Raw genomic sequence first — 12,238 nt, 5'->3', positions numbered from 1 at the left:
TCATGGGTTCCATTTGTTGGAGAGCGCAGGCCGCACGGTTTTCAGGTCCGGCAGGTTCTCGAGAAAGTTGTCCGGGTAGTAGCCGAAACTGGTGGCGCCCTGACGCTTGAGGCGGCTCATCCAGTCGGCCAGTTGCGCGCCGTCAATGTCGGTCTGGTCTTTTTTCGTCCAGTCCCGGGCCTGCAATTCGAACACCGTGCGATTCAGCGCACCGGGGCGCTGTTTGATCTTCGCCACCAGTTCTTCGAGCCACGGGCCGGACTGCGCATACGTCTGTTTTTCCATGAGCGGCATGGCCATCGGCGCCGTCCAGTCGTAAGTCACGAGGAAGTCGTCGAGGTTCTGCGCGAACCACGCTTCGCTGTGCGGATTGAGCACCGGCTCGGCGAAGATGTTGCGTGCGGTGAGCACTTGCGGGCCACGAATCGCGCGCACCTTGGCGGTGAGTTCGTTGGTGAAGTCGATCAGGTAACGGCTCTTGAACCGCGTCCAGCGCTGCATCGCTGCCGGATCGTCACGCAGAGCGGCGATCGAGCCCGGCAAGCCGTTGGCGGCATAGGCCTTCAGCGCCTGCGGGCTGGCGTCTTCGAAGTCCGAAAGCACCGCGTCGTCGTGGTAGAGAATGCCGTCGACCGAAGTCAGGCGTGCCACGTCTTCGTAGATCTCGCCGATGATTCGTCGCACTTCGGGATCGAACGGCGACAGGCGTTTGTATTGATCCGGGTCGACCGCGGTCGTGCCAGTCTTCGGATCCCAGCGCGTCACCCGTGGCAGCTTCGAATCCAGCTCGAAACTCAGCACCGGCATCCACGCGAAAACCTTCACGTGAGCCCGGGTGCGCAATTGCCAGGCGACGCGGTCGAACAGGTCGGCGCGCATCGGCAGATGACGGTTGGGGAAGTACAGCGAATGCACCAGCCCATCGCCCTTCGGATCGGCGAAGGCTTGCAGGAACACGGTGTTGGCGCCCATGTCGGCCATGCGCTGGATCAGTTTGCCGAGGTTGATTTCCTGCTGCGCCGGGTCCGGGTCGTAGACGTTATCCAGATCCACGTGCACGACGCGCATGGTGAAGTCCGATTGCACGCCGACCACACTGTTGGCGAAGTGCTCGCCGTCAGGATCGGAAGCCACCAGGAAACGCGGCCCGCTCATCAGGTTGTCGAGGGCATCGAGGCCGTCATCGAGGGTCAGGGCCATTTCATAGCCTTCCTCGCTCACCACGGTCAGCGACGTGCCGTCCGCCGTGCCGTAAGGCCAGACCCAGATGCGCGGTTTCTTACCGGTGTTCTTGCGGATTTTCTCCGAGATCGCCTGCACGTCGGCGCGGATCCGCGCCTGGAAATCGGCTTCGGATTCGTAGCGCTTGCTCACCGGATCGTAGCGTCGGGTCGCGGCCGCCGGCTGCAGGTTGCCTTGCGGATTGGCGAGAATGCCTTTGTGATTGGCATCGGTGTGGGCGGCGATTTCCACCAGGCCCGACTGCGAGATTTCCCGCACCTGAGCCCAGGTCAGGAAGTCCGAGCGCGCACGCGGTGTACCGGCGAAATCCACCGGTTGGTTCAGCGGCGTATCGATCCAGGTGCCGACCGGCGCCAGCAGCGCATGCCAGTTGTAGGCGCGCAATACCGGCAACACTCGGGTGTAGAAGCTTGAGTAACCGTCGTCGAAGCTGAGCAGGATTGCCTTGGGCGGCAGTTCCGGCCCGCCTTTGCGCGCGGCCATGATCTGGTCGACCGTCACCGGTTTGTAGTTGTTCTCCCGCAGCCAGGCGAGCTGTTCGAGCAGGCGCTCGGTGCGCACCGCCACCACCGCCTGATCGGGGTCACGGTCTTCGACGTCGTGGTAGGCAATGCCCAGCACGTGGTTTTTCGGCCAGGGCTTTTCATTGGCTGCCACCGGTCGCTCGGACGGCGGCACGAAGGCCGGGGCTTGCTGGGCGCAGGCGCTGACCAGCAGCACTCCCAGCAGAAGGAAGAAACGCGAAATCAAAGGCATCTTCAAACTCTTCTAGAAGCGGAAAGTGAGGTCGACGAGCAGACGCAGATCGGTTTCCCGGTCACCGTCGTAGGGCCGGTTGATCACGCTGAACAAACCGCCCACCTCGAACACATCGTTCCAGGCGTAGCGCTGGCCGTAACCGAGCAATGCCATGCCGCCGGTACCGTGATCACGCTGGCTGTAAGTACCCGCACCGGCCTGGAACTGCTGGCTCCAGGCGGTTTCGTAGCGGTGGTACAGCACGTGATTGACGTTGAGCAGCGGCATGACGCTGAAGTCCGACTTCGGGTTGAAGTACGGCACGTCATCGGACTTGGAGTTGTGGCTGGTGCCCACTTCCAGGCCCGCATCGACTTGCAGGTTCGGCGCGCTGTAGACGCCCTCTTTTCCGGTCAGCAAGGCTTCGACGCGGTTATTGCCGTCACTGAAGTGTGACGGGCTGACCGCCAGCCGCCACTCGCGGCTCTCGTTGGCGCGCCAGCGGATGAAACCGCTGCCGCCGTTGGCCTTGATGTCGCTGTTCAATGCCCGCAGCGGGGTTTCGGCCGACAGGTATTCAAGGCTGCCGCCGTATTGCCAGTGGTCGTTGATATCCCGGGCAATCGCCAGACGCGCGCCCTGCTTGTCGCCGAAACCGTAGGAATGATTCGATACTTCGGCTTCGAGGGTCATGTCGCGGGTGCGACGCTCCAGGCCGACACGCTGGAAGCGGTGGTGGCCGGTGCCTTCGGCAAAATCGCCGGTGGCGTATCCGGCCCCGGCGAACACCCGCCAGTCCTCATCGATCGGCGGGCTGTAAAGGGTGGTCTGGATACCGAAATCCCGGCTGCCGGAGACCGCGCCGGCATCGCCACCGCTGCCGCCGTTGGCCTTGCCGCCGTAGGCCTCGACGCGCAGCTCGGACATGTCGTGCACTTCGCGTTCACGGGCCAGACGCTGGACCTGACGGTTGTCAGGGAAGCGCGCCACCACGTCATCGGTCAGCGCATCCATCTGCCGCCATTCCTGCAAGTCCATGGCGGTGCGGGCCTGCGCGACTTCCAGGCCCATGTCGCGCGGCGCGATGCTCTCGGTTTCCTTGAGCTGGTTTTCCGCGCGGCGCGGCCAGTTGCGGGCCAGGTACAGATCGGCCTGGGCCAGGCGCAGGCCGATGTTGCCCGGTGCCTGATCCACCAGAGTCTGCAAACGCTCTTCACCGTGAGGCAGGTCGGAGCCATAGGTGCCGGCCTGTGCCGCCAGTTGCTGGGCGTCCATCCATTCGTCGTTGGGGTTGCCGATCGGCAAGCCCTTGAGTTCGACACGCGGCTTCTGCGCCTTGGCCTGATCCTCAGCAACCTTGCGCGCCTCTTCGGCGCGGTCGCTTTCCAGCAGCGAGTAATACAGCGCCGTGGTGTCTTCGAGTCGGTCGCCGACATCGGCGTCCGGCGCCGCCAGCACCTGACGGTAAAGATCGGTGGCGATTTCCGGCTGGCGCTGATCCAGATAGGACGCCGCCACCCAGCGCAGGGCGTAGGTCGGGATCTTCACGCCTTCGGCTTGCAGCTTCTGGTATTCGCTGATGACTTCGGCGGTGCGCGCCCGGGCCTTGAGTGCGCCCATGCGGTCGATGCGCCAGCGGGTCACGTCATCGTGGGCGCTGGCGTCCGGGGTCCAGGTGGCGAGCAACTGGTCGTAGTCGGCCAGGGCGCGGTCGGCGATCACGTAGCGTTCTTTTTCGCTGCGGGTGGCCAGTTCGGCCAGGCGCACGCGTTCGGCGGCCAGATCACCTTCCAGTCGACGCAAGGTGACGGGATCGATCAGCCCCGGACGCTGCTTCGCCAAACGTAGCGCCGGCTCCGGCAGACGCGCCTTTTGCAGGGCGACCACGTATTCGCGGGCGACCTCCGGTTTATTGCCGGCGCGCATGAAGGCCTGGTCGTATTCGAACAGCGCGTCGTACGGCTTGCCGGCGCGATTCAGGGCGTAGCCCAGCGCCAGTCGGCGGGAGGGATCATCGGGTTTGGCGGCGACCAGCGAACGGGCGCGGATCACCCCTTCGTCGGGCTTGCTGGAATCGGCCTGGGTCAGCGCGAGACCGAGTTGCAGGTCGGCGTTATCCGGCTCCAGGGTCAGGGCCTTGTTGTAGACCTGGATCGCCTGATCCCAGCGTTTGAGGTTACGGTAGGCCCGGGCGGTGGCGGTCAGCGCCTGAACCGGCAGTGCGCGGCCACGAGCCTGGGTCTCGTAGACCTGCACCACTTCGGCGTCGAGCCCGGCCCAACCGGCGATTTGCAGGTGATCGCTGACCTGGCCGGTGGTGGCCTGGGCCGGCGGCACCTGACGCAAAACGGTCAGCGCGGGCGTGTAATGCCCGGCCCGGGCGTCGAGTACCATTTGATCGTAGGCCGTGTCGGCGAACGCGAACGCCGGCCAGAGCAACTGGCTGCACAGCGCGACTCGAAACAAAGGGCGTAAACCACGATGTAATACAGGACCATCAATACGCGGCATTCGTCAGCATCCTTACATGGCCAGCCGGGTAGCAGTGCCCCCCCTTGCCCAATTCGTAACGGAGGCCAGGTCGATTCACCTGGCCAAGCTATCCAAGCAGTCTTGCACGCAAGCGTAGATCAATATTCAGAACACAATAATTGTTCAGATTCGTGACGATGACTGGCCCCGGCTAACCGTTGACCCGGATGCCAGACAGCAAAACGCCCGGCGTCTGCGGGTGCAGAGGCCGGGCGTTTCGGTGACGCGCGAGGCGTTTACTGAGGCTGTTCGATACTGCCGAACTTGCTCATCAGAAAGCCCACGAACTGCTCGACGGTCATCTTCTGGCCGTTGAACTCCACCTGATTGGCGGCGTAATGCAGCTTGGTGACAACGTTGGTGCCATCGAGTGTCGCCAACTGCGAACCAACGGCCATGCCGGCGAACATGTCGGCGCCAGCGCTGGCCTGGTCGACGATGGCCTTGGCATCGGTCTGGCCATCGATTTGCGCCTGCACGCTGAGCAGGTCGATCAGCATCGGCTTGGACACCAACACATTGATGTCCAGCAGCGCGATCAACTGTTTGCCCAGTTGATCCGGTGGCAGGTCCATCGACGCAGGCTTGGTCAGATCAAGCACCAGATTCGCCCGGCTTTCGCCGTTGGCGGTTTTCAGCGACAGGTCTTCCAGTGCCAACTGCGGCCCGGCTGCCAGCAGTTTCTGCAGGTCGGCCTTGACCTGGGTCGACTCGGCCTCGGTCAGGTTCAGCTCCGGTGCCGGCAGGCCGGCGGCGGTGGCTTCGGCAGCGGCTTTTTCGTAAGGCTGCAGCTTGGTCTGGTAGATCTGCATCAGCGACATCGCCGACGGAATGTCGAGGTTTTTCAGGCTCATGGCCAGGTTGGCCGAACCGATCTTCTTGTCGTTGAGGGTCACTTCAGCGACCTTGTAGTCGGCACGGCCGGAGGCGTTGCTGCCGTTCTCTTCGGTACGGTTCTTCATTTCGAAGTTCTTCACGCCCAGCACCGACTGCTTGGCGCCGAAGGTGGTCTTGCTGCTGGTCAGCTCCAGGGTGTTCTCGCCGGTGTAATAGCCGTAGGTACTCTTGGCGAGGTTGCTGGCCAGGGTCAGGCCATTGAGTTCGATCTGCACCGGGGTCTGGTCTTCGGCGACCGTGGTCAGGCGCAGGCTGTCCATGTAGCCGTCGGCCTTGACCTTCTGGGCCTGGGCGCTGGCGGAAATATCCATGTTCAAGCCGGAAAACTTCAGGTTCGACTTGTCATCCAGCGCGGTTTCCAGTGGCAGCAGTTCGAGGTTGCCGGTGGTGGACTGGTCGTAGCCGATGTTGACCACACCTTTGAGCGGCGCCGCGCCCTTGGTGGCGGCAAACCATTTTTCGGTGATCGGGGTCTTTTCCAGCTCAAAGTGACTGGTGGCCATGACCGGCAGCCATTTCAGCGAAACCAGACGCGAGAACGGCAGCGGGCCATGTTCGATGCGGTCGACGAACAGCAGCTCGACCGGCGCTTCGCCGAACATTTCACCCTCGCCCTTGAGGCGATAGTGCGCGGTGCTGCTGAAGGTGTTGCGCTCCAGCGACACCAGTTCCAGCGACGCACTGCCGTTGGAGCCGGCCATGGCGGTCTGCAACTCGCTGTTGGCATTGGCGACGGCGTTGTTCAGCACGCCTTCGATTTTGGTGCCGGTGTACCAGGCCCCGCCTACGCTGATGGCGCCAATGGCCACAACAATTCCGAGAAGCACGCCTGCTGATTTATTCATGAATGACCTGATCGATTTCCGTGGCTGAAAGTGTGGTCGTCTTCCCTGAACCCGTGACCGGGCCGTGGCGCGACTCCGCTGAATTTAGCGGTGGAGATTAGCACCGGGCGCGCCTGGCAGCCCAATGTTTAAAGGTTAAAGAGTGTCGACAAGACATGGACAAACAAAAAGATCGCCGGGTTCGGCGATCTTTTCGGGCTCAGGAGTATTGAACCTCGATCTCGTCCAGCTGATGGTCGAAGCTTTTCAGCCGCGCGGTCCAGGTGTACACCAGCACTTCGAAATCCCGGTCGATCACCGCTCCGCCCGGCCCGTCGCTGCGCGGGTCGCAGAAATCCAGTTGATAACGCTCGCGGGCCATGGCCGTGGCGACGTCCGACAGTTCGCGGGCGTTGTTGAGCCAGTGCCAGCCGTCGCCGGCGACTTGTCGGTCGAGGGCCAGACATTGTTTTTTCAGGGCTTCGAGGCTTTTTTCCAGCGGCGTGCCGGTGAGCTCGCCCATGACTTCGGCGAAGGTACGCCCCGGCTGCCAGTAGCCGCCCCAGAAGTAGCGGTCGAATACGGTTTCGACTTTGCGCAGCGCGACCTTGGTGTCCCAGATCAGCAGCAGCGTCTTGCTTTGCTCAAGCTGGCGTTTTTTGAGTCGCTGGGTCTGCACCAGCGCCGACGCCACGACCACGATCGCCATGACCGCGATCAGCGCCACGGTACTGTCGAGGAAGACCATTGCCTTGTCGATCTGGTGGGCCAGCATGATGCCGTAGAAGTAGGTGGCCGACAGCAGCACCAAGGCTACCAGGGCGCACCAGAAGCCAAGAGCGTAAGGGTTTTTCATTATTGGTTTCCCCTAGACCTGCGCTAGCGATGTGCACTGAAAAGGCGCCTGGTTCGGGGCGCCCTTTCAATACTTCAAAGCATAGCAACGGCCTCAGGGTTTGCTGGCGCTCGAGGCTTGCGTTCGTCCGCTTTCCCAACCGCCGCCCAGGGCGAGGAACAAATCGATCTGGCTCATGGCAACCTGGGTGTTGGCCGCGGCCAGTTGCGCGGTGACGTCGGTGTAGGTGCGGGTGGCCTGCAGGTCGGCAAGGAACGACTCGCGGCCGGCCTGGAAGAAGCGGTGCGTCTGGTCCGCCGCCAGTTTTGCCGACTGCTCGGCATCGGCCAGCGCATCGCGGCGTTGCAGCAGCGCGGAGTACTGGGACAGGCCGGTCTGGGTTTCGCGGATGGCGTTGAGCACCACGCCGTCGAAATGCGCCAGCGCGCCCTGGGTGGTGGCTTCGGCTTCACGGATGCGGGCCCGGGCGCCGTTGGTCGGCACGCTCCAGCTCAGCGACGGGCCGAAGCCCCAGCGATTGGTGGACGGTTTGCCCAGGTTGTCGAGAATGCCGACGGTGCCGATTGTCGCGCCGAAACTGATGTCCGGGTACAGCTCGCCGGTGGCGATGCCGATCCCGGCGGTCGCGGCCGCCAGACGCCGCTCGGCCTGGCGGATGTCCGGCCGACGCTTGAGCAGCGCGGCGCCGTCACCGACTGGCACCAGTTGCGCGATTTTCGGCAGCTCGGCACAGGTCGCGGTGCCGGCCGGCAGTTGATCGACAGGCTTGGCCAGCAGCATCGACAGCCGGAACAACCCGGCCTGCCGCGCCGCCTCATAACGCGGCATGTCGGCGCGCAAGGATTTGAATTGGGTCTGCGAACGGGTGACCTGGGTTTCGTCGCCACGCCCGGCATCGCGCAGGCGCTGGATCAGCGTGGTGCTCTGGGATTGCAGGTCGAGGGAATGCTGGGCGATTTCCCGTTCCTCGTTCGCCGCGCAGACCTGGGTGTAGGCCCGCACCACGTCGGCGACCAGAGTGATGCGTGCGGTGTCGGCAGCGGCCTGAGTCGCATCGGCGTTGGCCTTCGCCGCTTCGATCCCGCGTTGCAGGGTGCCCCACAGGTCGAACTGATAGGACGCACTGATACCGATATCGCCGATGTTGGCCACCGGCACTTTCTCCGGCAGCAGGAATGCCTCGCCGGATTCCTGCAAGCGTTGCGCACCCATCTTCACGCCGCCGCTCCAGCCACCGGCCGCTTCGGCTTCATCGACCTGCGCACGGGCCCGCGACAGGTTCGCCGCCGCCACCCGCAGATCAGTGTTGGAGGCCATGGCCTGCTGCACCAGTTGATCCAGACGCGGATCCTGGTACAGCCGCCACCAGTCCGCCGGCACCGGGGCCGACACCACCGGTTTGCCGGCCACCGCCAGGTCGCCCTGGAAATCCTTGCGCTGGATCGCCGCGTCTTCGGGCACGTGGTAGTCCGGCCCGACCATCGAGCAGGCCGACAGCATCATGCCCAGCCCGGCGACCATCAGGGCCCTGTTCATTGCGCGGGCTCCTGCGGTTGATCGTCGATGATCGACACGGTGGCGGTGCGCCCGGCGATCATGCGGAAGTCATCCGGCACGTCGTCGAAGGCAATGCGCACCGGAATCCGTTGCGCCAGACGCACCCAGCTGAACGCCGGATTGACGTTGGGCAGCAGGTTGCTGCCGCTCGAACGGTCACGGTCTTCGATACCGGCAACAATGCTTTCTACATGCCCGCGCAAGCGGGCGCGGTCGCCGATCACACGGATATCCACCGACTGCCCGATGTGGATGCCGTCGAGTTTGGTTTCTTCGAAATAGCCGTCGATGTGGAACGAATTGCTGTCGACCACCGACAACACCGGACGCCCGGCGGTGACGAATTCCTGCGAGCGTGGCGCACGGTCGTTGACGTAGCCGTCCACCGGGCTGCGGATCACCGAGCGATCGAGGTTGAGCTGAGCGCTGTCCACCGCCACCAGCGCTTCGGCCAGGGCCGATTGCGCGCGGGCCACTTTCGACAGGCTTTCTTCCAGCTGTTCGGCCGGCACCAGATTGCCCAGACCACGGTTACGCTTGGCTTCACGCTGCGCCTGAGCGAGGGTTTCTTCGCGATCAGCGACCGCCGCCCTGGCCTGGCGCAGCGCCAGTTTGAAACGGTCCTGGTCGATGCTGAACAGCACCTGGCCGCGCTTCACCAACTGGTTGTCCTTCACTTCGACCTGCTGGATCAGCCCGGACACGTCCGGAGCGATCTGCACGATGTCGGCGCGAATGTGGCCGTCGCGGGTCCAGGGCGCGAACATGTAATACATCACCATGCGCCAGACCACGACGACGGCGAAAGTCACGATCAGCAGCGTCAGGACGACGCGACCGAGGGTCAGAAACGGTTTTTTCATGTCATCAGGTATCGACTGAGTGAATCCACGCCGTACAGCATCACGGCGTAGAGAGCCACGTTGAACAATGCCCGGTGCCAGACCAGACGGTAGAAATGCAGGCGTGTGAGCACGCCGTGTACCAACACAAACAGCACATAAGTGATGCCCATCAACACCAGCAGGGTCGGCAGGAAAATGCCGCTGATATCCAGATCACCGATCATAGGGGCGCTCCTTCGGGCAGCGGTTCTTCGGGCTCTGCGTTGGAAACGAATTCCACGCCGGGCAACAGCGCCAGGCGCAAACCGCTCAAGGCGTGCAACAGGTTGAGCCGGGTTTCTTCATCGCCGTGGCCGTTGAGCGCACGGCGGGTGCGATCCATGGTCATCAGCAAGGCGCTTGGCGCCGGCAGGCGTTCGCCGGCCTTGAGACAGGCCCGGAAATACTCGCCGACCTCTGCCACCACTTGCTTGAGCAACGCGTTCGGCGCGCCCGTCACTCGCGGTGTGTAGGCGAGCAGGTCGAGCAGGTTCAGCCCCACGCGCACTTCGCGCATGGCGATGCCGGTGTCCTGGCCGGTCAGCGCCAGACGCGGCAGGTGCTGCATCAGACGGTCGAGCAGTTGCACACCCAGTTGCCGGTGTTCGGCGAGGTTCGCCGGTTCGGTCATGCTGACGATGTCTTTCCAGCTGAAACGGGTCAGGCGCTTGGCCGCCAGCTCGGCGCCGAACGGCCGGGCGATCAGGGTCCAGATAAACGCGAACAACAGCCCCATCGGGCCCGCCAGGTTGGAATTGACGAAGGCAAAGAAGTCCGCGTCGTAAGCACCGGAAATGCTGATGAACGACGAGGTGTTGACCAGCGTCAGCAGCATGCCGAGGTAGAAGCGTGGCTGCACCGTCAGGGTGCCGACACAGATGAACGGCACCGCGAACGCCAGCACCAGCATCGGAAAGTCATGCAGGTTTGGCAGCACCAGAAACAGGTACAGACTGGCAAACAGCACCGACATTCCGGTCCAGAAAAAGAACCGGTAGATCTGCGGCGCCGGGTCGTCCATCGAGGCGAAGAAGCTGCACGACACCGCCGCCAGAATCACCGCGCTGCCGCCGTCGGTCCAGCCCAGCAGGATCCACAACACCGAGGCAACGATGATCGCCAGAATGGTCGAGGCCACCGAATACAGCATCAGCCCACGGTCGAGAAATGGCGTCAGACGCCCAAGGCGCCAGTGGCGATAGACCGCGCGCCAGCTGTCCTGGCGCTCGCACAGGATCGCGTCCTGCAGGCTGCGACAGTCCTGCCACAGATCGATGAATTCGCCGAGGCGGTACAGCGCGTTGGAAAACAGCAACTGTTTGCGATCTTCGAGGGCTTCGGCGCTCGGTTGCAGCGCTTCGAGCTGATCCCGCAGGGCTTGCCAGCGGCCGAGATCGGCGTCTTTGTGGCTGAGCCATTCGCGAGTCGCAGTGAGCAGCGGGGCGAATTTTTCCACCAGCTCGGGCGTGCGCCGTTCGAGGGCGTAAAGCGAGTCTTCAAGGGCGTCGATCACCGGCAGCAGGTGAATCATCCGGCCGCGCAGTTCCTTGGTGTTGCGCACCGTCTGCGGCCGCGCACCTTCGTGCGGCAACTGGCCGATCATCAATTCCAGGCTGTTGAAACTGCCAACCATCGCCATGCGCAGGGCTGCGACCTCTTCGGGCTGCACGTCGCGGCTGAGGAATTTCAGGCTGTAAGTCGTGGCGTCGGCGAACCATTTGCCCACGGCGTCGTTGAACACCGGCGCCAGGCGCCGTGGCCAGAACATCGCGCCGACCACCGCCGCTACGGCGATGCCGAGAAAGATCTCTTCAGTCCGCGACTCGGCCACGTCCCACACCGCCAGCGGGTTATCCACCACCGGCAGGGCGATCAACGGCAAGGTGTAGCCGGCCAGCATCAGCGCGTAGTTGTTGGCGGTGCGCAAATGCAAGGACAGGAACAGCAGAATCCCCGTCCACAAGGCGATGACCACCACCAGCACATACGGGCTCTGGACGAACATCGGCACGAACAACACCGCCGCCGCCGCACCGAGAAACGTACCGATCGCCCGATACAACGCCTTGGAACTGGTCGGGCCGAGGAACGGGCTGGAAACGATGTACACCGTGGCCATCGCCCAGTACGGGCGCGGCATCTGCATGAGCAAGGCGATGTACAGCGCGGTCATCGAAGCCGCAAACGTGCGGACCCCGTAGAACCAGTCCCGCGCCGGGGGCATGCCGGAAAAGAACCCGTTCACGGATTGATCACCGTTGGCGGAGTGGCCGCCTCAAAAGCTCTCAGTACTCGAAGCGTAGCCTCCAGATCGCGCTGGTCGATGCCTTCGAGCACTTCATGACGCAGACGCACCAGTTGCGCCTCCACCGCTTGCACCAGCTCACGGCCGGCGTCGGTCAGGCTCAGGCATTTGGCGCGACGGTCCTGGGCATCTTCGGTGCGGCAGACAAACCCGGCGTGACACAACTGATCGAGCAGGCGCACCAGCGACGGCGACTCCATCCCCGCCGCCTGCGCCACCTGCACCTGGCGCACACCCTCGCCCAACCGCCCGATCATCAACAACGGGACGGCGCAGGCTTCGGAAATTCCATAATTGACCAGCGTGGTCTGGCAGATCTTCCGCCAATGCCTGGCGGCCACCACCATGGCACTGCTGATGTTCATCTGGAGAGCGTCGAGGTTATTCGGCACGAGGGAATGCA

General features: G+C 63.5%; 9 protein-coding genes. All 9 read right to left on the bottom strand.

Annotated features, from left to right (window positions below; translation table 11 throughout):
* Complete coding sequence (pgaB, locus tag K3819_RS00840) at positions 1-1,998, bottom strand: poly-beta-1,6-N-acetyl-D-glucosamine N-deacetylase PgaB (RefSeq protein ID WP_221398455.1); 1,998 nt, start codon at positions 1,996-1,998, stop codon at positions 1-3.
* 12 nt (positions 1,999-2,010) lie between these two features.
* The gene (pgaA, locus tag K3819_RS00835) at positions 2,011-4,491 is read right to left on the bottom strand and encodes a poly-beta-1,6 N-acetyl-D-glucosamine export porin PgaA (protein ID WP_221398454.1); all 2,481 of its coding nucleotides are present in this window, start codon (positions 4,489-4,491) and stop codon (positions 2,011-2,013) included.
* 257 nt (positions 4,492-4,748) lie between these two features.
* On the bottom strand, positions 4,749-6,254 hold the full coding sequence (locus K3819_RS00830) for a YdgA family protein (protein WP_221398453.1): 1,506 nt from the start codon (positions 6,252-6,254) through the stop codon (positions 4,749-4,751).
* Positions 6,255-6,453: 199 nt separating this feature from the next.
* Positions 6,454-7,089: a hypothetical protein gene (locus tag K3819_RS00825; RefSeq protein WP_011331886.1), complete on the bottom strand. Its 636-nt coding sequence runs from the start codon at positions 7,087-7,089 to the stop codon at positions 6,454-6,456.
* Positions 7,090-7,182: 93 nt separating this feature from the next.
* Positions 7,183-8,625, bottom strand: a complete 1,443-nt coding sequence (locus K3819_RS00820; RefSeq protein WP_085613322.1) for an efflux transporter outer membrane subunit — start codon at positions 8,623-8,625, stop codon at positions 7,183-7,185.
* Complete coding sequence (locus K3819_RS00815; protein ID WP_163973805.1) at positions 8,622-9,509, bottom strand: HlyD family secretion protein; 888 nt, start codon at positions 9,507-9,509, stop codon at positions 8,622-8,624. The genes K3819_RS00820 and K3819_RS00815 overlap by 4 nt, the downstream gene beginning before the upstream one ends.
* Complete coding sequence (locus tag K3819_RS00810) at positions 9,506-9,715, bottom strand: DUF1656 domain-containing protein (protein WP_007957657.1); 210 nt, start codon at positions 9,713-9,715, stop codon at positions 9,506-9,508. The genes K3819_RS00815 and K3819_RS00810 overlap by 4 nt, the downstream gene beginning before the upstream one ends.
* Positions 9,712-11,775 carry an FUSC family protein gene (locus K3819_RS00805; protein ID WP_221398452.1) on the bottom strand — a complete coding sequence of 688 codons (2,064 nt, stop codon included), beginning with the start codon at positions 11,773-11,775 and terminating at the stop codon, positions 9,712-9,714. The genes K3819_RS00810 and K3819_RS00805 overlap by 4 nt, the downstream gene beginning before the upstream one ends.
* Complete coding sequence (locus K3819_RS00800; RefSeq protein WP_039773010.1) at positions 11,772-12,200, bottom strand: MarR family winged helix-turn-helix transcriptional regulator; 429 nt, start codon at positions 12,198-12,200, stop codon at positions 11,772-11,774. The genes K3819_RS00805 and K3819_RS00800 overlap by 4 nt, the downstream gene beginning before the upstream one ends.
* Between the last annotated feature and the right edge of the window lie 38 nt (positions 12,201-12,238).

This window comes from Pseudomonas sp. 3-2, from assembly GCF_019710535.1.
Classification (GTDB): Bacteria; Pseudomonadota; Gammaproteobacteria; order Pseudomonadales; family Pseudomonadaceae; genus Aquipseudomonas; species Aquipseudomonas pharyngis.
The sequence above is the reverse complement of the archived record's forward strand: the minus strand, read 5'-3'. Positions and strand labels throughout refer to the sequence as shown.